The following is a 25,941-nucleotide window of genomic DNA, read 5'->3' on the forward strand; positions in this document are numbered from 1 at the left end:
GAAGGATAAGGTCATTTTAGGGTTAGACTGATAGGAGAGGATTTTTTAGGTTATAAATGATTTGGGGTAAAGATCTCCATTGAAATTTATGGGGTTTGGCGGCAAGTTGTATGCGCTATTATTATTATTAATTCGGCCAAAATATGATCACCGTGGGGGTCTTTGTGCGGGGCTGCCACCCCTGTTTATCAAAAGTTAGCCCCGTCGGGGCGGGCCATTTTCCACTGCTTGACGTGACTACGGCGAAATCTTTTTTTGATTGGAGACGGAAATGGAAAACTAGCCTTGAGTAAAGCAGTTTAAAAGCAGAAGAATAACTATCTTTGGGCCGCAAAAAGTAGCGCACCAAAATAGAAATTAAAGTTTTTCATGAGAAGTGATGAAGTAAAAAAGGGGCATTCAAGGACCCCCCATAGATCATTGTTCAGAGCAACAGGGTTGAAGGATGATGATTTTGATAAGCCATTCATTGGAGTGGCCAACTCCTTTGTAGAGATTATTCCAGGCCACTTTTTCCTTAATAAAGTGGGCCAGATCATAAAAGATGAAATTAAGGCCAATGGTTGTGTTCCTTTTGAATTTAATACCATAGGAGTAGATGATGGAATCGCGATGGGCCACGATGGAATGCTTTTTTCCTTGCCGAGCCGGGAGCTTATCGCCAGTTCGGTGGAGACGGTGATGAATGCGCATAAGCTGGATGCCATGATCGCCATTCCAAATTGTGATAAAATCGTCCCAGGGATGATCATGGGAGCGCTTAGGGTGGATGTTCCCACCATATTTGTCAGTGGAGGTCCCATGACCAAAGGGCATACCAAAGATGGAACGCCCATTGATCTTGCTACAGCCTTTGAGGCCGTAGGGAAGCATGAGGCAGGAAAGATGACCGATGAGGAGCTGAAGGATATTGAATGTAACGCTTGTCCAAGCGGGGGAAGCTGTTCCGGAATGTTTACCGCTAATTCCATGAATACCTTGATGGAGGCCATGGGGATTGCCCTTCCTGGAAATGGAACCATATTGGCCCTGACCAAAGAGCGTGAGGAGCTTTATAGAAAAGCGGCGAGGAGAATCTGTGAAATTGCCAAAGATGAAGCGGCAAGGGAGAAATTCAAGCTTAGAAATATCCTGAATGAAAAAGCCGTCAGGAATGCTTTTGCAGTGGATATGGCCATGGGAGGAAGTACCAATACGGTGCTGCACATGTTGGCCATTGCCGAAGAAGCAGGGGTGGATTTTCAGTTGAAAGACATCAACCAAATTTCGCAGAGGGTTTCCCATATCGCCAAAATATCGCCCAGCCTTGGCACGGTACACATGGAAGATATCAACAGAGCTGGAGGTGTCAATGCGGTGATGAAGGAGATGACGAAAAGGGGAGACGATGTGCTTATTGATAATTTGACCATCAGTGGGGAGACCATTTTGGAAAAAATAGCCGATGCTTATATCAAGGATACCAAGATTATCCATACCATCGATAATCCTTACAGCAAAGTAGGCGGCCTTGCGATCCTTTACGGGAATCTGGCTGAGGAAGGTGCCGTCATCAAGACTGCGGGCATCACAGGAGAAAGGGTGTTTACCGGAAAGGCGGTATGTTTTGACGGACAGCCGGAAGCCATTGACGGTATCAGAGGAGGAAAAGTAAAAGCGGGTGATGTCGTGGTGATCCGATATGAAGGGCCAAAAGGCGGTCCGGGTATGCAGGAAATGCTAAGTCCGACCAGTTTGATCATGGGCATGGGACTTGGTAGCTCCGTTGCTTTGATCACTGATGGCAGGTTTAGCGGTGCCACCAGAGGTGCATCCATCGGGCACGTTTCTCCTGAGGCAGCAGAAGGAGGGATGATCGGCTTGCTGAAGGATGGAGATGAAATCCATATCGATGTGGACAATTATATTTTGTCCGTGAACTTGAGCGATGAAGAAATTGCGAAAAGAAGGGCAGAATTTGTTCCCATCAAGAAGCCATTGACATCAAGATGGCTAGGTCAGTACCGTGCCTTGGTTACCAATGCCAGTAATGGAGCCGTATTGAAAACCGATTTGTTTTAAAAGGGGCAAAAGCACCTTTTCTTGATAAATTACAAAGCCCGGCTCTTTTTTTAGGACCGGGCTTTATCATTCATCAGGAAGTTTTAAGGGGAAACTACTTCTCAATTTTCTCATAGGAAGCCAACACCCCTTTGACCATAGCAGCACTGAAGCCGTGGTGCTCCATTTCATTCAGCCCTACAATGGTACAGCCTTTAGGTGTGGTGACCTTATCGATGGCGGCTTCTGGGTGGATGCCTTTTTTGATGATCAGTTCGGCAGCTCCTTTGACCGTTTGGTTGACGATGGTATTGGCGGTAGTTGCGTCAAAACCAATTTGGATGCCCCCTTGGGTCATGGCACGCATAAAGCGGAGTACATAAGCTACCCCACAAGCGCCCAAAACAGTGGCTGCTTCCATTAGGTGCTCTTCTATGACAATGGATATCCCAATGCTGTTGAACAGCTCCTTGATATGGTTTTCGGTTTCGGAGGAACCATTTTTTCCACAGATACAGGTGATGGATTCCTTGATGTCGGCGGCAATGTTGGGCATGGCCCGGAACACTGCTGTTCCATCAGGCAATAGCTTGTACATCTCCTCCAAAGTTACCCCGGTGGCAAGGGAAATGATGGTCTGTTTGTCCGGTTTGAGGACAGGGGCGATTTCCTTAAGGATATGAGGAACATTATAAGGTTTTACTCCCAATATCACCAAGTCAGCCTCTTTGGCGGCCAGTTGGTTATCCACCGTTACGGTCACGCCCTTGGGCTGCAGGTAAAATAGGTTACCAGGGTGCCTCTTGGTGACAACAAGCTTGCTGGCGTCAAAACCTTCTGTATCCAACAGGCCATTGACGATGGAGAGTCCAAGGTTTCCACATCCGATAATGGCTATCTTTAAATCTTTCATGCGGTAATCAGCTACTATGATAAACGATGCTTTTGTGCCTGCAAAAATAAGCCAAAGATTGGAATGATATTCTTAGATAGGCGGAAAAAAGTTATGGAGTCTTGATTAACGAGTCTTGAGTCTCCTTCTTCGTACCCTATACTTTGTACATCGTACTTTGCCTATGTTCTTAATTCTTGACGCTATCATTTCTCTTGGTGCTGGGCAAAGTATCAAGTATCAAGTACGAGGTACGAAGTGGGAAGTAGGAAGTGTACTATATACTCAATACTCAATACTAAGTACTAATAAAAAAAGCCACCCAATGAAATGAATGGCTCTTTGTGATGATATACTGGCGTAATGGTTTTAGACCAGCTTGGCAAGGCTTTCTTCCAGGGCTTTGATTTTGGCCTCGGCATCCGACTGCTTTTTCTTTTCATTTTCCACTACCTGGGCCGGAGCATTATTGACAAAACGTTCATTGCCCAGCTTTTTCATGACTCCGTTTAGGAAGCCTTTGGTATATTCCAGTTCCTTCAGGATATTCTCCCTTTCTGCTTCCAGGTCGATTTGTTCATTCAGCGGAATGAAGAACTCATCGGATTTTACTACAAAGCTTAAGGCTCCATCAACGTTTTCAGCAAAAGATGATGTTTCCAAATTAGCCAGCTTTTTCAAAATTGCATCAAAGGTTGTATAAAGCGCTTGGTTCTGGCAATTGATGCTCAGGTCAAAGGCTTCTTTGGGAGAAATGCCCTTAGAGGCTCTGATGTTCCTGATTTGGGAAACCACTTCAAATACCTGAGCTGCATCGATAATTAGCTGCTCATCATAGTCGGCTCTCTTAGGCCAAGAAGAAACGATCAATGCGTCTTTTACATCCCTCCCTTTGATCTGGTGCCATAGTTCTTCCGTAAGGAAAGGCATAAACGGATGCAACACCTTCATGATGGACTCGAAGAAGCCAATGGTCTTCTCATAGGTTTCCAGGTCGATAGGCTTTTGGTATTCCGGCTTGATCATCTCCAGGTACCAAGAACAGAAGTCATCCCAAACCAACTTATAGGTACTCATCAGTGCATCGGAAATCCTGAATTTACTGAAGTGGTCTTCGATTTCCTCCAAGGCTTGGTTAAAGCGGTTATCAAACCACTTGATGGCCGTGTGGTTGTTGTGCTCCAAGATATTGGAATCTACTTCCCAGCCTTTGATCAAGCGGAAGGCATTCCAGATTTTATTGGCAAAGTTTCTTCCTTGTTCTACCAGTTTCTCATCAAAAGGAAGGTCATTTCCCGCAGGCGAGCTGAAGAGCATACCGGTCCGTACACCATCCGCCCCGTAATTTTTGATCAGTTCCAGGGGATCAGGGGAATTGCCCAGAGATTTGGACATTTTACGGCCCTGCTTGTCCCTCACTATACCGGTCAGGTACACATTTCTAAAGGGTTTTTCTCCCAGATATTCATAGCCGGCAATGATCATTCTGGCCACCCAGAAGAAAAGGATCTCAGGGGCCGTCACCAGATCATTGGTCGGGTAATAGTATTTCAGGTCTTCGTTTTTCTCACCGGTGGTAAATACATCGGTATCAAAAACGGAGATGGGCCAAAGCCAGGAAGAGAACCAAGTATCCAGCACATCTTCGTCTTGCCTCAAGTCCTCCAAGCTGTAATTCTCATTGTATTGCTCGTTGGCCTGCTGGAGTGCTTCCTCAGCGGTTTTGGCTACCACGTATTCGCCGTTGGGCAAATAGTAAGCGGGGATCTGGTGGCCCCACCAAAGCTGACGGGATATACACCAATCGCGCACATTGTCCATCCAGCTGCGGTACATGTTTTTGAACTTAGGGGGATAAAGCTGGATGATGTCATCCATGACAGCCTTTAGCGCCGGTTTGGTGATGTCTTCCATTTTCAGGAACCACTGCAGGGAAAGCTTAGGCTCGATTACCGCATCGGTTCTTTCTGAATGCCCTACATTGGAAGCATATTCTTCTTCCTTTTCGAGTTGCCCGGCTTCTTTCAGCAGCTTGGCGATTTTCTTTCTGGCCACAAAGCGGTCTTCACCTACCAGGATCTGGGCCTTTTCATTTAAGGTTCCATCATCGTTGATGATATCAATCACTTCCAATTTATGCCTTAAGCCGATTTCGTAGTCATTTACGTCATGGGCAGGGGTGATTTTCAGACATCCGGTACCGAATTCCATGTCCACATAGTCGTCCTCCACAATAGGAATGGACCTGTTGATCAATGGAATGAGGGCTCTTTTGCCTTTAAGGTGCTTGAAACGCTCGTCATTCGGGTTGATACATATGGCCACATCTGCCATAATGGTTTCCGGACGGGTGGTAGCGATGGTAAGGTATTCCTCCTCGTTTCCCTCGATTTTATAGTGGATATAGTACAGCTTGGACTGTACTTCTTTAAAAATCACCTCGTCATCGGAAAGGGCCGTTTTGCCCTGAGGGTCCCAGTTGACCATACGGATGCCCCGATAAATCTTGCCTTTCTTGTGGAGGTCCACAAAGACGCTGATCACTGCATCACTGAGGTCGGCATCCATCGTGAATTTGGTTCTGTCCCAATCACAGGAAGCTCCCAGTTTTTTGAGCTGATCGAGGATGATTCCCCCGTATTTTTCTTTCCATTCCCAGGCATATTTTAGGAATTCCTCCCGGGAAATGGATTTTTTGTCTATTCCTCTTTCTTTGAGCATTGCCACCACTTTGGCTTCTGTCGCTATGGAAGCATGATCGGTGCCGGGAACCCAGCAGGCATTTTTGCCCTCCATCCGGGCCTTTCGCACCAACACATCCTGCAGGGTGTTGTTCAGCATATGTCCCATATGCAATACCCCGGTTACATTGGGAGGTGGGATGACAATGGAATAAGGTTCCTTATTGTAATCTACAGTGGAGTTGAATAATTTGTTTTCCATCCAGAAGTCGTACCACTTGGATTCGGCTTCTGCAGGGTTATATTTGGTAGATAGCGACATAATTGATTTTGAATTGTGCAATAAAATTCTCTCTCAGACCGCAAAAATAACACAAATATCTTTCAAGCCATTATGATTGGAAGAATTAAGGGCGCTAGCGCCCATTAAAATGAAAGAGCAGGTACCTGCGATAGGCCAAGCAGGAATTGGGAAGGGCGGATGCCAAATTCAGAAAAGGTTTAAAGACCAATTAGGTTTTTTAATTTCCGAATAATTATAATTTTGTACAGGAAGTATTTTTATATCCATGAAAGATCAACAGACTACTTTAATGAAAAGTTGGGTGCAGGTTTCCAAAAACTCGGATTTTACGATTCACAATTTGCCCTACGGAATTTTTAAAAACAGACGCTTGTCTCCGAGAGCAGGAATAGCGATAGGGGACAAGATCGTGGATCTTTCAGTATTGTATGATCAGGGTTTCTTTTCCGACATTAATTTGCCTGAAGGGGTGTTCTTACAAGATTGTCTGAACGACTTTATTGCCTTGGGTAAATCGGTGACGAATAAGGTGAGAGAAAGGGTACAGGACTTGCTATTGGAGGAAAATACCGACCTTAAAGACCACCAGGCCAGGGGCAAGGTAATGGTCAACCGGAAGGAGGCCAGCATGCTGATGCCGGTAAAAGTGGGAGACTATACCGATTTTTACAGCAGTAAAGAGCATGCCACCAATGTAGGCAGCATGTTCCGTGATCCGGACAATGCTTTATTGCCCAACTGGAAACATTTGCCGGTGGGGTATCATGGCAGGGCATCTTCGATCATTCCTTCCGGGGTTCCTATACACCGTCCGAAGGGGCAGTTCAAGGCAGCGGATATGGATAAGCCTTCTTTTGGCCCCAGTCAGCGCTTGGATTTTGAACTGGAAATGGCCTTTATTACCGGAAAAGCGACCAAAATGGGAGAAAGCATCAGTACCGCTGATGCGGACAAATATATTTTTGGTTTTGTGCTTTTCAATGATTGGTCGGCCCGGGACATACAGGCTTGGGAGTATGTACCATTGGGACCGTTTTTAGGAAAAAGCTTTGCTTCCAGCATCTCACCTTGGGTGGTTCCTCTGGAGGCTTTGGAGCCTTTTAGGACAGGCTCTCCGGAGCCGGAAGAGGAGTTATTGCCCTATCTCCAATGTGATAAAGAGTATGGCTTTGATATCCAGCTACAGGTGTACCTCCAGCCAGAAAAAGGAAAGGACAATTTGGTGTGTGAGTCCAATTATAAATACATGTACTGGAATGTCGCCCAACAGCTGGCCCATCAGACCATCAATGGCTGCAATATCAAAGTGGGGGACATGTATGCTTCTGGAACGATTTCCGGCCCTGATGAAAAAAGCTATGGTTCCATGCTGGAACTTGCCTGGAAGGGGACCAAGCCTTTGAGGTTGGAAGATGGCAGCGAACGGGTTTTTGTCGAAGATGGTGATGTTGTCAAAATGAGGGGATTTGCTGAGAAAGAGGGGATCCGCGTGGGATTTGGGGAATTAAGTACGCAGGTTTTGCCCGCTAAATGATTGAATTGAGATTTTAGATGCTAGACCTGAGGCACTAGCTTAAGGGAACTCTGACCTAAGCTTCATTCTGAGGCCCAAACTTGGAGGGAATAAATTAATAAGGGGTGAAAAATGTCCTCTTGCATTCTTAAATGGCAAAAGCTACTACCAAAGCTGACGCAAATGCCCCCGCAAAAAGTCCATAAAAATCTCCAACTTTATTGAACAATAAAGCCAAACATTGAGTGTCATGACAACAAATCCTAAAAAAATCGTTCCCCACCTTTGGTATGATAAGGAGGCCAGGGAAGCAGCCGGGTTCTATACCTCCGTCTTTCCAAAATCCAAAGTGAACAATGTGACCACCCTTCACGATACCCCCTCAGGTGATGTGGATTGTGTTTCCTTTGAGGTATATGGACAAGCTTTTATGGCCATCAGTGCGGGTCCCTTTTTTACCTTCAACCCCTCGGTGTCCTTTATGGTAAATTTCGATCCCTCAAGAGAACCCGATGCAAGACTTAAGATGGATGAAGTTTGGGGACGTTTGACCGAAGGAGGAAAGGTGCTGATGCCTTTGGATAAATATCCCTTTAGTGAGCATTATGGTTGGGTGGAGGATAAGTACGGATTGTCCTGGCAACTTATTCTGACTGATCCAGACGGGGAGGAAAGACCAGAAATCGTTCCTACCTTACTTTTTGTGGAAGAAAATTGTGGCAAAGCAGAAGAAGCCATGGAGTTTTACCTTTCCCTGTTTAAAAACACCCGGAAAGGAAGCCTTTTCCGATACGGCCCTGATCAGCAGCCGGACAAGGAAGGGACGGTTATGTTTGAAGATTTTGCCCTGGAAAACCATTGGTTTGTGGCGATGGACAGTGCCCAAGATCATAAATTTGAATTCAATGAAGCAGTATCCTTTGTGGTGAACTGTGAGTCGCAAGAGGAAATCGATTATTACTGGGAGAGACTTTCAGCGGTTCCAGAAGCGGAACAATGTGGCTGGCTGAAAGATAAGTATGGGCTTTCCTGGCAAATCGTCCCCAAGGAAATGGAGGAAATGATGGAAAAGGGAAGTCCTGAGCAGGTGGACCGGCTGACAAAGGCTTTTCTGCCAATGAAAAAGTTTGACCTGGCAAAATTGCGTGAGGCTTTTAGGGCGACAGCATAAGGTATTGGAGAAGATAAGGTGTGGTTGTATCTGGTTGGTTAATAGTTTGTTAGGTTGGTGGGTGTCCCGCTGATCACGCAGATTAGCGCAGATCATTTTTTGATTTTTCGGGGAGATACTAGAAACTTTATTTTCGGGTTGAAAAGGCGGATGGCCAACTTGAGCTGTCTTTTGTTTTTCTTTGCAGCTTCTAATGTTTAAATTGTCAATTTTAAACAGCTGGAAAATGGAAGGAAATCAGACTACTGATAAATTGGATCTGGCGGCCCGTTTTGTGAATACCACTGGAGTTCCGATTTTTTTGACAGGTAAGGCAGGTACAGGGAAAACGACATTTCTAAGAAACCTCACCCAAAGCACTTATAAGAATGTGGTTATAGTGGCTCCCACAGGCATTGCGGCCTTGCATGCGAGGGGAGTGACGATCCATTCCCAATTCTTACTTCCCTTGGGGAGTTTTCTTCCCGTGAGAGAAGCAGAAGGTCATTATACAAACCAACCTGGCTTCTACACCCATAATACACTTGGCAGAAAACACCCGCTCAATAATGTCCGGAAGAGTGTGCTCAAATCGCTGGATCTTTTGGTCATTGACGAGGTAAGCATGTTGCGCGCTGATGTGCTGGATGCGATAGATTACCGGATGAAAAGTGCCAGGAGAAATTTCCGGGAGCCATTTGGAGGGGCTCAGGTATTGCTGATAGGCGATCTTTACCAGCTTCCCCCGATTGTCCGGGAGCAGGAATGGCCGGTTTTACATCAGTTTTACAAAAGCATGCATTTTTTTGAGGCCAGGGTATTGCAGGGCTCGGGATTGGTGTATCTGGAATTGGACAAGATCTTTCGCCAGCAGGACGAGACTTTTATCCGGCTGCTAAATCACCTTCGGGAAAACAAACTGGACGCACATGATGTGGATTTGCTTCATCAGCATTACAAGTCGGATAAAGATGCGGGAGAAATGAGTGATGTGATCACCATTACCACGCATAATTACAGGGCGGACCAAATCAACCGGAAAATGTTGGAGGAGTTGCCTGCCCCAGTGAGATCCTATCAGGCGGAAGTAAAGGGGGATTTTCCGGAATCGTTGTATCCCTTGCCGGCTAATTTGGAATTGCGAGAGGGTGCAAGGATCATGTTTTTGCGAAATAACAGTGGAGGAGAAGGACAATATTATAACGGCAAACTGGCCACTGTTATACAGGCCAACCACGCCAACATTACCGTGAAAGACGATGATGGTGTCGAGTTTTTGCTGAAAAAAGAAAGCTGGGAGAACAAGAAGTACATTATCAATTCGGATACCAAGGAGCTGGACGAAGAGGTAGTGGGTACATTTGAACATTACCCTGTCAAGCTGGCCTGGGCGGTGACTGTGCATAAAAGCCAGGGGTTGAATTTTGACCGGGCCATTATCGATGTGGGCCGGGCATTTGCTCCCGGGCAGGTATATGTTGCGCTCAGCAGGCTGAGAAGCCTGGATGGACTGGTACTGAGAACCAAGGTGAATACAGACCTGGTGCTTTCTGATGCAGAGGTGGTCGATTTCACACAGCGTTCAAATGATGAAAGGCATCTTTCTTCATTACTTGCTCAGCATCAGTTAAATTATTTAAACAGCCTTATAGACCAGACCTATGATTTTTGGCCTTTGATGAAGCTGATGGAGGAGTTTCAAAAGGAACATAGCAGTAGTCTGGTATTTGAAGACCCCGAAATGCAGCAGGCCGTTCCATCCGTCCAAAAGCTATTGAATACAGAACGCGGAAATACGGAGAAATTCCGTGGTCAACTTCATGGTCTTTTGAACAAACAGGATACGGACATCTTAAAAGAGCGGCTGGAAAAAGGAACGGCTTACTATCAAAAACTCTTTTATGGCTGTTTTGAAAAAATACTCAACCAAAAAGCCATGGTGGAGCACTTTTCCAAGACCAAATCCTATCAAAAAGGACTGGAGTTATTGGATGAAAATATGAGCAGAAAGTATCTTGATATCAGCAAGCTTCCGGTGCTGATTGTCACCATTGTGGAAGGAAAAATACCTGAAATGATGGAAGAGCATGAGCAGGCCCTATCAAGCATTCGAAAGGAACTGATGAAGGCGGCAAAGGCCAATGCAAGTGAGAAAATAAAGCAAATCAAGTCCAAAACAGGCCGTAAAAAAGAAGGAGAGGTGAAGCTGAAACGAAAAAAAGGGGACAGCTTGGAACTCACTTTGACACTTTTTGAAGCGGGAAAGAAGATTTCTGAGATCGCCAGTGAAAGGGGGCTGGCGGAATCGACCATTAAGGGGCATTTGGCTCAGGGCATTGCTGAAGAGCGTGTGGCCTTGGAAGATTGTCTGCCCCCGGAAGTAATTGATGAAATCCGTCAGGAGCTGGGGAAATTTGAAAATTTAGTAGAGCTCAGGGAGCATTTCCATGGAAAATACGATTACGGCACCCTGAAAATGGTTTTGGCGGGTAGTGAGGTGGAAAAATAAGTCGCTAACAATGCGAATTGTCAAAACAGGTCGGAATGCGAACCTACCCTCACCAGTAGTATTTCCTTTGGCTCTTCGGTCTGTTCCCATATGATGAGCAGATTGGGGAAGACGTGGCATTCCCAATACCCCACGTAGTTGCCTAAGAGCTTGTGTGGCCTCATGTTTTGGGGGATGGCCTTATGGCCGTTTTCAGCAAGAAGCCTAATTGCCTCCTGTATGGCCTGAAGTTCCTTTTTCCTTTTGAGGAATTTTTTGTAATCTTTTTTGAACCTGCTGGAAGGGACTATGCTGTAGCCCGTCATTTGGCAAGATCATCAAAAAGCTCATTGGTATCGGTGTACCGCTTTAGGGAAGGCTTTTCCTTTTGGGCTTCTTCCATTGCCTTTCTCGTCTCTTTGTTCGGTTTATGGAAATTGGTTGCCTTTGCCAGGACTGTTTCAATATAGTTGTTTACGCTCCTGTTTTCCTTTTTTGCCAATTTTTCTATGTAACTGTACAGCTCCCTGTCCAACCTTAATGAAGTCGATTTTTTGATACCTATTGCACCCATTATGATACTGTTTTGGTTTCATATGTAATACACAAATATAGCCAAAAAAGTTTACTGTTCCCTAGTGACAACAGCATATACGGATATTACAAAAGGAATAGTTTCTCATTTATCAGTACCAATCACTTTTTAATAATACCACGATCCTTATATTTCTGTATATAGTGCTGATCGAGTTCTTTGGAATCTTTGTATTTGATTCTCAGCTTCTCCAGTTTTTCTTTCAGCTCTTTCACTACATCTGCATAGGCTGGGTCATCATAGACATTTTTCATTTCCTTAGGGTCATTTTTACGGTCGTACAATTCCCATTCATCGATGTCATAGTAAAAATACGCCAGCTTAAAATCTTCGGTTACAATGCCGTAATGCCGCTTGACCATATGGAAGCCTGGATATTCATAATAATGGTAATATACACCTTCACGGGTCCATTCCTCAGGGCGCCCTTCTAATAAGGGCATCAGGCTTTCGCCCTGCATATCTCCAGGAGCGTCCACCCCTGCGGCTTCCAGAAATGTTTGGGCAAAGTCGAGATTTTGAACCATTTCACTGCTTTTGCTTCCTGCTTTGATTCTTTCAGGCCACTTTACCAGCAAAGGTGTTTTAAACGATTCATCGTAAATGAAGCGCTTATCAAACCAACCGTGTTCCCCCAAATAGAAACCTTGGTCCGAGGTGTAAACCACAATGGTGTTTTCGCTAAGGCCGCTTTCATCAAGGTAATCCAGGATTCGGCCCACATTCTCATCCACTGCAGCAATGCATCCCAGATAATCCTGCATGTAACGTTGGTATTTCCATTGCATAAAAGTGGAATCGTTCATGCTGGGGTACAGCTTTTTGAATTCCTCGTTTATGGGGCCATAAACCGCATCCCATTGTTCCTTTTGCTCTTCTGTGAATCGACTATATTTGCTTTTAAAAACATTGAAACCCCACTCCGACATTTCTTCTACCCCCAGTTCTTTGGCAAGTTCAGGATAGATCTTATTATCGGCAGAAATGGTCATGTGCTTTAACAGATTCATTTCTGCTTCACGGGCAGCGGTTCCCCTGCCTTCATAATCATCAAAAAGGGTTTCAGGCTCAGGGAAAGTCCGCTGGGTAAATTCCTTGTAATGTCGTGGGGCCGGTAGCCATTCCCTATGAGGGGCTTTGTGCAGGTAAAACATCATAAAGGGCTTTTCCTCTTCCCGACGGTTGTCAAACCAGTCAATGGCTAAATCGGTAATGATGTCCGTTACATAACCCATTATCGTGGTGTCTCCCTTATTGGTAATAAACTCCGGATTATAATAATCGCCCTGATCGGGAAGAATTTTAAATTCATCAAAGCCCTTCGGATTGTTCCCAAAATGAAGTTTGCCGAACATGGCCGTTTGGTAGCCGTTTTCATGTAAGAGTTGGGGGAAGGTCACGTTCGTCGTGTCAAAGGGAAAAACATTGTCTATTTTACCATGTATGTGGGTGTGCTTGCCCGTAAGAATGGTAGCCCGTGAAGGAGCACAGATGGAGTTGGTCACCGACGCATTGGTGAATAGCATGCCTTCTTTTGCAATGCGGTCAATGTTCGGGGTCTCAATCAAGTTGTCATCATAGGCACTGATGGCCTGATAAGCGTGATCATCACTCATGATGAAGAGAATGTTGGGCCTCTTTACCTGACTCGTTTTTTCCTGACAAGAATATGCAACGATTGAAACGGTAATCAGTAAAATTCCTCTTACTATATTTATCATATTAGCTAGTTTCATAAGCGTTTTGAGATTTTTCTACTACTCAACTTTTATCGTTCCCACCATTTCCGAGATCCCATTTTCATTAAAGGCCTCGATAGAAAAATAATAGCTGGTATCCCGATCCAAACAGCGCATAAAGTGCTCGGTAGTATCATACACCAGCCAAGACTGGTACAGCTTGTCTGGAGCAATGCCCCAGCGAATATTATAGCCTTGGGCACCTTTTACCGCTTCCCATGACAGGGAAACATCCCGGCGGTCTTCTTCGCGCGATACTTCAAAGCCCTTTACCTTGGTCGGCTTTTTGCCATTTCCAATGCCGAAAACCCTGAACTCGGATAATGCAAAATTGGCACCTGGTACTTTTACATTTTTATACCGTACATATTTTGCATCAGTCGGCTGGTTCAAAACGATGTAGGCATTGGGGGTGTCTTTATAGCTGTCACTTCTGTCCACCACTGTTTTCCAGTCCTTGCCATCCTCAGAAACTTCGATCGTAAACCGATGCCGTAATCCTTCGGTACGGGTATAAATGCCCGATTCATGGTCGTGATAATTCAACTGAAAGGCATATATCTTTCCGGGCTTGTTCATTTCAATCTTCACCCACTGCTGATCATCATTGGCCTCTGCCACCCAAAATGATTTGGGACTTTCATCGGTCAGCACTTTTGAAAGTATCTCTCCGTCATCATTTTTTTCCAATGGCATCTCTTTGATCTCAAACTCATCATCTGTGGAGGTGCTTTTTTTGATCTGCATTTTGGAAGAAGAAACGGTGGCTTTTCCCCTGTAAGAAAGCAGCATCCATCCGCAGTGCTCCCCGGCTTTGGTAGGATGATTGGGAGCATAGCGGGGGTAATCCCCGTAATGGGTATTGGAATACATCAACCCTTCCTCATCAAAATAGGTTGGGAACATACAAAGGCGGCGTTCCCAATGGGAATTTGAGGCCAAGGCCATGGTGGCAAAATGCCAGTATTGACCATTGGTTTGTTTCATGGTAATGCCATGACCGGCTCCATTCGTAAATCCTCCCGGCTTAAAGGACATGGGGTTATTTTCCATATAGGTAAAAGGCCCGAGAGGGGAATCCCCCACATAGGCACCGTCAGCATACACATTGAACTGTGTTCCCGGGGCTGCATATTGCAAATAGTATTTTCCATCGTGCTTGGTCATGGAAGCTCCTTCCATATAGCCTTCTTTTAGCGTGGGGTGAAAGTTGTTTTCTCCAAATCGCTCCCAGCCATGCTCTTCCTCCACTAGGTTGATCAATTCTTCTTTCACTCCAGTTTCAAGAAAACGGTCATTTTTGTTGAGCATTTTCACCCGGATGGGGTGTACATTGGATGAGCCCCAGTAAAGATACGTTTGCCCATCATCATCAATAAACAATTCGGAATCCTGGATATTGTTGGAGATGGAAGCGGTCGGTGTCCATTTACCGCTTTTTGGGTCATCGGTGTACAAGATGCTTCCATAACCGGCGGGGTCTCCCGCAAAATACACCAAGGAATCCTTGTAGTTAAAGGCAGTGGGAGCATTACTTCCTTCAAAAAACCATTGGGCAGGCTTGATAAACTCCCAATTGACCAAATCGGTGGAATGCCAATAACCAAAGGAGCGTGTGACGAACATATAGTATTCACCGCGGAATTCAATCACTGCCGGATCGGCACCGGAACGGTAGGATATGTTTCTGGCAGAATTATAGACCATATAGGTGTAATCTATATCCAGTGGGTTGCAGTAGGTTTGGGGTACTACCTCTTGCGCATGTGTAGCGGTGCTCAAGAGCAGTAGGAAGGATAAAATGATAAAGTTTAGCTTCTTCATAGGTTTTATTTTTTCTCCTTGCTTAAAGTCAGGGGAGCCGCCTCCTACTGGAGACGGTGGGTCCTTGTTTATTTAGCTGATAGGTCGATACTTCTTTTTTCAAAATGCATCAGGGTTGATTTTCTAAGTGATGCGTAAAGTTATTTTCTGCATCTTCTAACCACTGATCCAGCCATGGAGAATAGGTGCTGATGGCTAACTTGTTTTCCTCAAGGTTGATATCCACTATTCTTAGAAAACCATTGCAGCCGTTTCCATAGCCTTTGACCCCTCGCTGGTAGTTGGCGAGATACTGGTAGACCTGATTGCCATGGATACCCTGGCTTATCAACTGTCCGAGGCCTTCATGCAGCACATGGCCTGAAAATGTCAGGACAAAATTAGGGTGCCGGGATACCAGCTTTTTCCAAATCTGCTCCCCATCATTGGGGAGTTGGCCTTCCAAATGTTGACCGATTCCATAAGCCTGCGGGCGCCAGTCATCTCCTTCTGCTTGCCTTTTGTTACCCACATACATATAGCTATGGGTCAGTAAAATGGCCTTGTGGTTGGGATGTTCCCTTACCACTTTATTGGCCCATTCCAGCATGGCATCAGTAGGACCAAATTCCAAAGACAGCACCAACCATCGGGTGCTGTCAGTGGTATAGGTATAATAGGCATTATCGATCTTTCCTGGTTCAAAAACACCTTCTATGGGCGTATTGGTTTTTAAGGTCTCCAACGGGAAATATTTGTTGGCCAATTGGCTATCACGGTTGTCGGCATATTTTCCCGGAGCACTTCCAAAATCATGGTTGCCCAGGCACAATGCATAAGGGACCTTTCCGTTGATATGCTCAAAGTACTTGGCGGCCAAAGCCCATTCTGCTGGAGTGTTGCTTTGGGTGATGTCGCCCACATGAAGGACAAAATCGATGTCCTGGTGGTTTTCTCTCAACCATTTAAATTGGCTTTCCATTATCTCCGGACAGGCTTCCAAATAGGACTGTGTATCCGGCAAGACCACTAGCCTCAGGTTTTGCCCCATTCCCAAATGACAAAGTCCAAATGTAGCGACCAGCAGTAGAAGGCAAAATTTTGTTCTCATGGCTTGCTTTCAAAGCCCAGTTTTTCCAAGCCTTTCTGAATTTCAGGGGCTCCCATAAACAACTCCCAACCAAGGCCTGAGCGGTGATTTTCGATCATGGCTACAATCGGACCTTGGTCGATTGCCAAATACCTTTCTGGGTAGTAGTTGGCCTCTGGGCTCAATGCATCATAAAAACCGTAACGCCCGAAGACTTTTTCTCCATAATTGTAATACAGGTTTTTCATCACTTTTAGGGATTCCTCCGGTGTGTAGGGGATGGAAGATAGCGCCGCTGTGGGGGAGATTACACCCAAATCTGACTTGCCCGGTTTATGTCCAGCGTAACCGGTTACGGTATAGCTGGCGGTAAGTCCCCAAAGATCTTCTCCATAACCCTTGTAGGTATTGTTGTTTTCTATGCACCATTCCCTGTTGATCAAGGTATGGTTTCTGTTCAGATCCCAGTAGTTGGCATATTTGTCCTTTAAGCCTTTAGGGTTCAGGCCAAGGTAGGAATAATGAGCCCAAAATAAGGGACCTCCCATCTGTTCTGCTCCATTGTGTTTAAGGATCAAGTCATGTCCGTAGGCCGATGCATCGGTAGTGATGTCACCACTGCGTGCCCAGCCCTTGTGATAGGCGCTTGCCGGAATGGTGTGGGTAGGGGAGGAAGCTGCCAAGATGTAGGTGATCAGGCACTCATTATATCCCTGAAGTGGGAAGTTCATTTCCCAGTTGTGGGAGGGGGACCAGTGCCAGTACAAGGCATCTTTCCCGTCATAAGTGTACCAGTCCCATTCCATTTCTTTCCAAAGCTGGTCAATCTTATTGGCCAGGGCCTTTTCTCTTTCATTGCCGTCCTTAAAATATTCCCTTACCGCTAAAAGTCCTTGCATAAGAAATGCGGATTCCACCAGGTCCCCTCCATTGTCCTTGGCACTAAAGGCTTTGACCTTCCCTGTTTCTCCAAATAGCCAATGGGGCCACACACCATGAAAGCGGTCAGCATTTTCAAGGAAAGTGGTCATTTTTTCAAATCGTTTGAGGCCTTCTTCCCGTGTGATCCAGTCCCGGTCCATGGCGGCAAGGATCCCGAAGATCCCAAATCCGGTGCCTCCGGTAGTAACCACGGATTGGTCATTTTGGGGATAGACACCATCAATGTGCACCCTTTCCCTGGCCATTCCTGAGTACGGTTCTGCTCCTTCCCAGAAATACCGGAAAGTGTAATATTGAACCATATCGATCAGCTCCTCATCGGTAAAATCTTTGGTGGTGGCCTGAGCTTTTCCAATCTCCACGGACTCACCTTGAGCATTGAGGGCCATGATTTTGTAATGAAGGTCCAAGTTACTTCCCAGATCATTGACGAAATCCATGTATATGGTGTCTTCCAATACGGCCCGTTTGCTGAAGTCGTTGTTGCCAGTGCTTACCCATACCTCATAGCTCGTTGATTCCGCTTGTTTGGGCCAGTGCAGCTCAACATGCCGGTCATAACCTTTTGCAATTATGGGGCTTGGGGTCTCTTCTTCCTTGGGAGAGCAGGCAGCAATAAGGAGCACTCCTGCCATGAGAGAAAAGAAGCAACTAAGTATAAGCTTGTTCATAGTTCAATGGGGTTATTTGTGTTTGGAGAAAAGCCAAGGCAAAAGCGTTGGCTCTGCAAAAGTCGGATCCCAGGAATTGTGGTTGGCATCCGGATATAAGGTGAAATGTACCTCGGCATTTTCCTTCTTAAGGGCCTGATAAACTCTTTGGGAAAGCTCCGGTGGTACAATATCGTCCTTGGCACCATGACTTATCCATACCGCAACATGGGGAGCATATCTTTTGGCCAGGTCAATATTGCCCCCTCCGCAGATGCCCACTGCGGCGGCATATTTTTTCGGCCATCGGCCAAGGGTTTCGAAGGTGCCAAATCCTCCCATGGAAAGCCCCATCACATAGCGGCGCTTTTTGTTGACTTTTTCTTTTTTGCTAATGTGGTCGACCAGGGCATTTACCAGTTGCAGTTGTTCGGAAGGTTGCTCGATGGACTGGTCAAAATCAGGGTCGCCGTTTCCTCGAAGCTCTTTACGAATACTGATATCTATCCAATATTTGTCCTCAGGGCATTGAGGAAAAATGACAATTGCCGGAAAATGCTCCCTGTTTTCAGCCTTTAGAAAAAGGTCGGCACCATGGGCAAGTTGCTTTTCATTATCATTTCCCCTTTCACCGGCACCGTGAAGGAACAGCACCAAAGGGAATTTTTTGCCTTTGTCATAATCCTCCGGATAGAGAATGCGATAAAGCAAAGAGTCCCCTTCTTTGTTGATAAAGACCCGTTTTTCAAACAGCGTCTTGTCCTGCGCTGCCAGCTCAAATGAGCTGGCAAGGGCCATAATGACTGTCAAGAGGATATATAGCTTATTCTTTTTCATGCGCTATTGTTTTTTTCTGATCAAAAGTAGCGAAGCGTTGTGGAGCAGCTAATCTTTCAATTTTTTAATCTTTAAACCTTTCAATTTTATAATCTACCCACCAGCTTTGCGGCTTATTCTTTCCAATTGATTTTTTTCCTTTGGACTTCTTGGCTGTTGGTGCCGATCATTATTTCAAATTCGCCTGGCTCGAAGACATGTTCCAGGCCATGGTTATAGAATTTCAGGTCTTCCTGGCTGAGCTTAAAGCTGATTTCTTTGATTTCTCCTGCTTTCAGGTAGACTTTTTGGAAGCCTTTCAATTCCTGCACGGGCCTGGTGATGCTGCCCACCATATCCCGGGTATACAGCTGTACTACCTCAGCCCCATCGTACTTGCCTGCATTGGTGAGGGAAATACTGGCCGTCAAAGTTTGCTTTCCTTGCAGTTCAGAGCTGCTTAGCTTTAGCTCACCGTAATTGAACTTGGTATAACTCAATCCGTAACCAAATGGATACAAGGGTTCGTTGGGAACGTCCAGGTAATTGGAGCGGAACTTTTGGAACCATTGGCCTTCAGGTAAAGGCCTTCCCGTGTTTTTATGGTTGTAGTAAATGGGGATCTGTCCGGTGTTTTGAGGAAAGGTAGCCGTGAGTTTGCCCGAAGGGTTAACAGTCCCAAACAGTACATCAGCAATGGCATCTCCTGCTTCACTGCCAGCAAACCATACGTTCAGAATGGAAGGAATATTTTCAGTTTCCCATTTGATGGCCAAAGGTCTTCCTGTGAAGAGGACCATCACTACTGGCTTGCCTGTTTTTGCCAGTTCTTTTAACAGCCTTCTTTGGTTTGCAGGAAGCTCAATACTGCTTCGGCTGGAAGATTCGCCACTCATTTCTGCCGATTCTCCCATAGCAGCCACAATGATATCCGCATCTTTGGCAACCTTTAATGCTTCCTGGATCAGTTCATCTTCTGATCTTTCGTCCCGGTAGGTGGGTTTGCCAAAAACACTGACCCTGGATTCCAGCAAGGAATCGGCCACGATATTGGCTCCCCGGGCTTGAACAATTTTCGCCTTGTCCCCAACGGCATTTTTGATGCCTTGCATCAAGGAAACCGACTCTTTAAACCTGCCGGCCACACTCCAGGTTCCGGTCATGTTTTCTGCATTGTCCGTCATGGGGCCTATCAGCGCTATCGTGCCGGTTTTTTGAAGGGGAAGAATATCTTCCTCATTTTTCATGAGTACCAAAGATTGCGCAGCAATCTCGCGGGCAATTTTTCTGTTTTCGGGCGTGAAAATTTCAGTTTCGGCTCTTTCCAAATCGCAATATTTGTAGGGATCATCAAAGAGGCCTAGCTCGAATTTCTTCGCCAATATCAGTCTGCACGCTTGGTCAATTTGCTCCTGGGTAATCGTTCCATCCTCTAATGAAGACTCTAGGGTGGAGAGGAATCCCTCGCCGACCATGTCCATTTCCACTCCCGCCTTTAGGGCCAATGCAGAAACGGTTTTGAGGTCTCCAATGCCATGGTCGATCATTTCGTTGATGGCGGTATAGTCGGTGACCACAAATCCATCAAAGCCCCATTGGTTTCGGAGCACCTCGGTCATCAACCACTTATTGGCACTGGCAGGGATGCCTTCTACTTCATTGAAGGAGGTCATGACTGTTCCCACACCAGCTTCAATGGCCGCCTTATAGGGGAGAAAGTATTCGTTGTACATACGTTGACGGCTCATGTCAACGGTATTATAATCCCTGCCGGCCTCGGGTGCTCCATATAGGGCAAAATGTTTGACACAGGCCATAATGGTATTGTTTTTACTAAGGTCTTCACCTTGATAGCCCTGCACCATGGCTTTGGCTATCTGAGCACCCAAATAGGGATCTTCACCGCTGCCTTCGGACACACGGCCCCATCGCGGATCCCTTGAGATATCGGTCATAGGGGAAAACGTCCAGTTGATTCCATCGGCGCTGGCTTCTTTGGCCGCAACCTGTGCTGATTTTTTGATCAAGTCCATGTCCCAGCTACAGGAAATGCCCAGGGGAATGGGGAAAATCGTTTCATATCCGTGGATCACGTCCATGCCAAAGAGTAAGGGAATGCCCAGTCGGCTTTCCTCTACCGCCACGCGCTGGACGTCCCGGATTTTTTCTGCGGTTTTAATATTAAAGAGACCGCCTACTTTTCCTGCTTTGATTTTTTCTGCAATATTGGAGCTGGAAGCCTGGCCGGTGGTGAAGTCTCCTGCGGCCGGTAAGTTCAGCTGTCCTATTTTTTCCTCCAAGGTCATCAGGGCCATTACCGAATCAGCCTTCAGTAAGAAAGGGTTTTCCGTATTGGCTTGTCTTTTTGAAGGCATAAAGGCCATCATTAAACCTCCGATGACCAAAAGAATGAGGATGATTTTTTTCATGATAAATGGTGTTTTTGGTCTTTTAAATTCAATCAGATTTAGGTTCCAGAACACGTTTTATTAATTGTTTTGGTAGTTCTTTAAGGTAATCACAGCCCTATCAGTAGTTGAAATCCAGCTTGTCCAATCCAGATTTTATTTCCTGATCACTCATAAATAAATCCCATAGCAAGGCCGATCGGTAATTTTCAATCATCAAAATGATAGGGCCTTGGTCTATGGCCAGGTAGGAATCCGCATACCAGCTTTCTGTAAGGTTGAAGGCATCATAGAAGCCATATTCCCCCCAAAGCTTATCCCCCAAGTTGTAATAGAAAAACTCCAAAGCTTTCTGGGATTTTTCGGGAGTGTAAGGGTAGGAAGAAAGTGCTGCCGTGGGCGTAATGACTCCACGGTCATTGGTAGGAGAGTGGGCACTGTACCCACTTTCATTATCGCTGGCAGTGAAGCCCCAGTTTTCTTCGGAATAACCAATAAACCCCTTGGGGTTTTGGACGGCATGTGCTTGGTTGATCAGGCTGTGCTGGATATTTTGTTCCCAATAGTTGGCATATTGATCGCTCAGGTTTCTAGGATCCAGCCCCACAAAAGAATAATGGGCAAAGAATAACGGGCCACCGTAATCATTTCCCAGTGGCAACTGGTGTTGGTAATAGGTTTGTCCGTTTCTGATGTTGCCATTTCTGGCCCATCCAGCATCATACACCCTTTTCTCAATGGGGTGTGTAGGAGAGGCAGCTGCCAATACATAAACGATCAGGGATTCATTATATCCTCGAACAGGCAGGTTCATTTCCCAGTTGTATTGGGGCGACCAATGCCAGAAGAGAACATCCCCTCCGCCTTTTGTGTACCAGTCCCATTCTACCGTTTCCCAGAGTGCCGAGATTTTATCGATAAGATTTTTTTCTGAAGGGTCATTTTCACTCAGGTAAGCCCGGACAGTCAAGAGTCCTTGGACCATAAAAGCTGTTTCCACCAAATCCCCTCCGTTGTCTTTGGCGCTGAAACGGATGGTAGTACCTGTTGATCCGTTCATCCAATGAGGCCAAACCCCATGAAACCGGTCTGCTTGAGCGAGGAAATCAACGATTTTGGTCCATCGATCAAGGGCCTGCTTACGGGTGATAAAGCCTCTTTCCACTCCTACGATAAGAGACATCACACCGAAGCCTGAGCCGCCGATGGTGACCGTGTTTCCAGAGCTGTTTCTTTCCCGAGCCAGTCCACTAGTAGGGTGGGCAAAGTCCCAAAAGTACTTAAAGGTTTGTTCCTGCACTTTGGTGAGCAGGGCTTCTTCGGATAGGATGGGAAACTTCGGGGTATCATCGATGACGGTATAGAATTCTTTGGAAAAACCGGCGAAGTCTTCTCCCTCGGCACCGATGGTGCCTTCCTCAATTGAAAATTCATAGCGTGCAATGAATTCCAAGGGGGCGGATGAAGTGATGGTTACTTTTCGGTCATTATCGGCATAGACAAACTGTAGTGAAGAGGAAGAAGGTCCTGACAGTTTGGAAGCCCCTTCTAAAGATTCCCTATTGATGGAGCTGCTAAAGAGAAGCTCGGCCCGAAAATCAACCGGCACCTCCTGGGTTTTATTGGTCCGGGTGTTTTCGCTTTCGGGAAGATTGAATTCCACCATCTCCAACTCTCCCAATAAGGTTTTGAACTGGATTTTTTTTCCTGGAAAGCTGGCTCCGCTGGATGCAAGTAGCGTATTGGAAATTTCCAGTTGGTAAAGACTGTTGGTTTCCAGGGTACCTACGGTATTGATGGTAAGGGTTCGGTTATTGGAAATTAAGTTGGTGGTAAAATTTACACCACCATTTTCGGAGCTCAACGATATAGCGTCAGCTATACTTGCAGGATTTATGGCTTGTGAGAAACTAAGGCTGATGGATCGGTCTATCGGGGCCGTTTCCGTGATAGCTCCCTCCAGATTAAGCGCTATATCCCCAATATGTGCCTGAATCAAATCCAAAGCAGGCGAGGCTTCTTGCTCCTTATCACAGGAGGTGAACAGTGAAAAAAATACGAAAGCAAGGAGAAGTCTTTTCATTTTGGGTATAGTTGTAGTGTAAGAGGGCTCCATTTATAGTAGGAACCCTCTTTGAAAATGTTTAAAGAACTCTTAAGGCAGTTCGTTGCTGATAATGTTCTGGATTTCTTCCTGAGTAAGTGCCTTGTTGAAGATACGAAGCTCATCCATATAGCTAAGGTCAGAAAGGTGGCCCCATTGGGTAAACCTTGGAGCTCCTGAAGCAATGGAAAGGACATCACATCCTGCCCAGCCAACACCGCTGAAGCTTCCTTGCTTCACTACTTCTCCATTGATGTAGACTACGCATTCTGAACTTGAAATAGTAAAGGCAATATGAATCCAATCGGTGGTGACGGTTGGGTTGATCGAAGCAGCATCTCCACCATCAAACCAGCTGTCCGCGGACCCGTTGCCCACGTTAAGTTTAATGGTTTGTCGGGTGGCACTTCCTTCCCTAAACAGCCTGAAACCGGCCGTTCTGTTGTTCATGGCATTAGGATTGGCTTCATCAGGTGGGCCAATCACCAAAATCCCAGATCTATCCGGTGATGCATTGATTTTGTACCAGAAAGAAGCACTGAATTCCTGATTCAGCAGTCCTGTTGTAGGGAAGGTCAGGTAGGCGCCGTTTGCTCCGGCATAAGCATTGGTACCTTCCACACTTTGTCCGGCAAAGCCCGGGTTACCTACTTCCATAGCCTCTGTAATGGTCACCAGCTCCAGGTATTCTCCGTCAAATGGCAGGTAAAAGATCTCCCCATCATAGACCGGTTGATAAGGCTCGGCTTTTTCGAAGTTTACTGTGCTGGAAGTACTTTTACCGGAAAGGTCACTGGCTGTAATCGTCAAAGTATGCTCGCCATTGGTAACATTATCGAATGCATGTTCGATAATGGCCCTTCTATAGTCCGCGAAAGTAGTATAGCTTCCGATCTCCGTTCCGTTCAGCATAATGCTGATATCCTGAATCTCAATATCATCCATTACTTCAAACTGGATATCGATGGAGGTGACCTCTTCTGTGACCCGGATCAGGGTTCCTTCAGCAGGAAAGTTGATCTGGATCTGGGGGGGCGTTTCATCAGGCCCCGGTTCTACAAAATTGATGTCGTCGATATAATTGTCTGTGCAAGCAAAGCCAATGGAAAACAGCCCTGCTAACAATATATTTGATGTTAATTTCATTTCTTTTGGGTTTGAGTGTTACCGTTGATATTATTGCTGCTCAGCTGCCTCTTTTAGCTGCGGAAGGATGGACTGTTGGCCTAGAGGATAAGGTAAAAACCTGTCCTCATTATTGTATTCCCTGCCAGCATAGTCGAGCTCGCTGGTTCTGTCATAGCGCACCAAGTCATAGAAGCGAATACCCCATTCTGTGGCAAATTCAGCATACTTTTCATCCAAAACCTCGTCCAGGGTAACACCACTGATAGGGCCAAGGCCAGACCGTACCCTTACTTCATTGACAGCCTGATCTGCTGATAGGGCAGCACCATTAGCCCCGTTTACCAAAGCTTCTGCATGCATCAGCAATACTTCTGAATAGCGGATACAGGTAAAGTTTTTGTTTTCACCATAAGTGAAGCGCCCTTCCGTTAACTGCACCGAAGGCAGGTAGAACTTGCCGCTCAAGAAATTGTATCTAGGATGGTTGTTAAATCTATCTCCATCTTGGCTTACATTGCTGACCCAACTTGGAAGTGTGGCATAGTTCGGATCCGATTGGATTTCGGCCATTCCGTTAGGGGTGAACAATACAGTGGTTTCCAGCCTCTCCCTTTCTCCTCTGTCCAGCATGAACTTAACGTATTTTACAGTAGGCTCCCAGAATCCCCAGCCGCCACCTGCACCACTTACTGCAGGAGTCCAGCTTGAAGGACCAAAGAAGTTCCACAAATACCTGTTGACAGTTCCTGTGGAAGTGCCATAATCAGAATACTGGAATTCCAAAAGGTTTTCATTGTTCAATTTTCCTGGGATTTTAAACAATTGGTAATAATCCTCTTCCAGGTCAAACTGTCCACTGCTGATGATTTCACTGGTGGCATCGGCTACGGCCTGAAAATTCTTTAATTCCAGGTTGGCCATGGCTTTCACCGCCAAAGCTGTATAACGCGTAGCCCCTCCGGGAAGATCAGTCCGTTGGTTAGGGTGCACACTGGGGAGGTTAGGGATGGCCTCATCCATTTGGTCAGAGATGTGTTGCATCACTTCCTCAAAAGACGCCAGCTCGATATCAAAAAGGTCGCTGGGCTGGGAGCTTTGCGGTATCAATATCCTTCCCCAAAGTCTGGCCAGCTGAAGCAGTTCAAAAGACCGCAACACTTTTATCTCTGCTATATACTGGCTGGCATTGGCAGCACTGGCCCCTGCTTCCTGGTACTTTTGAATTTCTTCCATTGCTCCATGCCAGTACAAGATATCTGTATAGAGATTTAACCAGGTGGAGTTGTACATCCAGAAGTTGGGATCATACTGGAACAGATCCGTTCTGATCAGGGGTTCTTGGTCACCTGCAGCGTTGACATCATCTCCTCTGACACCGATTATTGGGAAAGTTTCCCACTGGATGGCGTTGAAGTCCGCATAAGCTCCATAAAGAAGCAGGATCATGTTTTCAGACTGGGTATAATCTGTCTTTTCAGCGATCAATTCGTTTTCCAATGGCTCGTCCAAAAGCCCGGAACAGGACATGATAGAGCTCAGCCCCATCAACATCGCCAAAGCATATATTTTATATTTTGTAATTCTCATGGTTATTTTCA

The 25,941-nt window shown here is 45.9% G+C and carries 17 protein-coding genes; 4 read left to right on the forward strand and 13 right to left on the reverse strand.

The window, feature by feature from the left end:
* The first annotated feature begins 369 nt into the window (after window positions 1–369).
* On the forward strand, window positions 370–2,061 hold the full coding sequence (gene ilvD, locus ACYVAA_RS02910) for a dihydroxy-acid dehydratase (protein WP_460538548.1): 1,692 nt from the start codon (window positions 370–372) through the stop codon (window positions 2,059–2,061).
* A gap of 94 nt (window positions 2,062–2,155) precedes the next feature.
* Here the strand turns inward: ilvD and proC are convergent, their stop codons facing one another.
* On the reverse strand, window positions 2,156–2,953 hold the full coding sequence (proC, locus tag ACYVAA_RS02915; protein ID WP_460538549.1) for a pyrroline-5-carboxylate reductase family protein: 798 nt from the start codon (window positions 2,951–2,953) through the stop codon (window positions 2,156–2,158).
* Between the two features lie 348 nt (window positions 2,954–3,301).
* Window positions 3,302–5,935, reverse strand: coding sequence for a valine--tRNA ligase (locus ACYVAA_RS02920; protein WP_460538550.1), 2,634 nt, complete (start codon window positions 5,933–5,935; stop codon window positions 3,302–3,304).
* Between the two features lie 271 nt (window positions 5,936–6,206).
* Here ACYVAA_RS02920 and fahA point away from each other — a divergent pair, with 271 nt between their 5' ends.
* From fahA to ACYVAA_RS02935, 3 genes are all read left to right on the forward strand, one after another.
* The gene (gene fahA / locus ACYVAA_RS02925; protein ID WP_460538613.1) at window positions 6,207–7,451 is read left to right on the forward strand and encodes a fumarylacetoacetase; all 1,245 of its coding nucleotides are present in this window, start codon (window positions 6,207–6,209) and stop codon (window positions 7,449–7,451) included.
* 229 nt (window positions 7,452–7,680) lie between these two features.
* A complete protein-coding gene (locus ACYVAA_RS02930; RefSeq protein ID WP_460538551.1) occupies window positions 7,681–8,601 on the forward strand; it encodes a VOC family protein in 921 nt (306 codons plus the stop codon).
* 226 nt (window positions 8,602–8,827) lie between these two features.
* Entirely contained in the window at window positions 8,828–11,089 is a 2,262-nt protein-coding gene (locus ACYVAA_RS02935; RefSeq protein ID WP_460538552.1) for a helix-turn-helix domain-containing protein, read from the forward strand.
* Window positions 11,090–11,109: 20 nt separating this feature from the next.
* On the opposite strand, the gene ACYVAA_RS02940 is transcribed toward ACYVAA_RS02935, so the two are convergent.
* The 11 genes from ACYVAA_RS02940 to ACYVAA_RS02990 all read right to left on the reverse strand — a co-directional run bounded on the left by ACYVAA_RS02940 (window position 11,110) and on the right by ACYVAA_RS02990 (window position 25,930).
* On the reverse strand, window positions 11,110–11,394 hold the full coding sequence (locus tag ACYVAA_RS02940) for a type II toxin-antitoxin system RelE/ParE family toxin (protein WP_460538554.1): 285 nt from the start codon (window positions 11,392–11,394) through the stop codon (window positions 11,110–11,112).
* Window positions 11,391–11,642 carry a hypothetical protein gene (locus ACYVAA_RS02945; protein WP_460538555.1) on the reverse strand — a complete coding sequence of 84 codons (252 nt, stop codon included), beginning with the start codon at window positions 11,640–11,642 and terminating at the stop codon, window positions 11,391–11,393. Before ACYVAA_RS02945 ends, ACYVAA_RS02940 begins: the two co-directional genes overlap by 4 nt.
* Window positions 11,643–11,764: 122 nt before the next feature.
* Window positions 11,765–13,384: a sulfatase family protein gene (locus ACYVAA_RS02950; RefSeq protein WP_460538556.1), complete on the reverse strand. Its 1,620-nt coding sequence runs from the start codon at window positions 13,382–13,384 to the stop codon at window positions 11,765–11,767.
* 36 nt (window positions 13,385–13,420) lie between these two features.
* On the reverse strand, window positions 13,421–15,226 hold the full coding sequence (locus ACYVAA_RS02955) for a family 43 glycosylhydrolase (protein WP_460538557.1): 1,806 nt from the start codon (window positions 15,224–15,226) through the stop codon (window positions 13,421–13,423).
* 109 nt (window positions 15,227–15,335) lie between these two features.
* Window positions 15,336–16,316, reverse strand: coding sequence for a metallophosphoesterase family protein (locus ACYVAA_RS02960; RefSeq protein WP_460538559.1), 981 nt, complete (start codon window positions 16,314–16,316; stop codon window positions 15,336–15,338).
* On the reverse strand, window positions 16,313–17,908 hold the full coding sequence (locus ACYVAA_RS02965) for a glucoamylase family protein (RefSeq protein WP_460538560.1): 1,596 nt from the start codon (window positions 17,906–17,908) through the stop codon (window positions 16,313–16,315). Before ACYVAA_RS02965 ends, ACYVAA_RS02960 begins: the two co-directional genes overlap by 4 nt.
* 12 nt (window positions 17,909–17,920) lie before the next feature.
* A complete protein-coding gene (locus ACYVAA_RS02970; protein WP_460538561.1) occupies window positions 17,921–18,724 on the reverse strand; it encodes a carboxylesterase family protein in 804 nt (267 codons plus the stop codon).
* A 113-nt stretch (window positions 18,725–18,837) separates the two neighbouring features.
* Window positions 18,838–21,132, reverse strand: a complete 2,295-nt coding sequence (gene bglX / locus ACYVAA_RS02975) for a glycoside hydrolase family 3 protein (RefSeq protein WP_460538562.1) — start codon at window positions 21,130–21,132, stop codon at window positions 18,838–18,840.
* 100 nt (window positions 21,133–21,232) lie between these two features.
* The gene (locus ACYVAA_RS02980) at window positions 21,233–23,194 is read right to left on the reverse strand and encodes a glucoamylase family protein (protein ID WP_460538563.1); all 1,962 of its coding nucleotides are present in this window, start codon (window positions 23,192–23,194) and stop codon (window positions 21,233–21,235) included.
* A gap of 72 nt (window positions 23,195–23,266) precedes the next feature.
* Entirely contained in the window at window positions 23,267–24,361 is a 1,095-nt protein-coding gene (locus tag ACYVAA_RS02985) for a LamG-like jellyroll fold domain-containing protein (RefSeq protein ID WP_460538564.1), read from the reverse strand.
* A 30-nt stretch (window positions 24,362–24,391) separates the two neighbouring features.
* A complete protein-coding gene (locus ACYVAA_RS02990; protein WP_460538565.1) occupies window positions 24,392–25,930 on the reverse strand; it encodes a RagB/SusD family nutrient uptake outer membrane protein in 1,539 nt (512 codons plus the stop codon).
* Window positions 25,931–25,941: the final 11 nt, after the last annotated feature.

This window comes from Echinicola sediminis, from assembly GCF_054777495.1.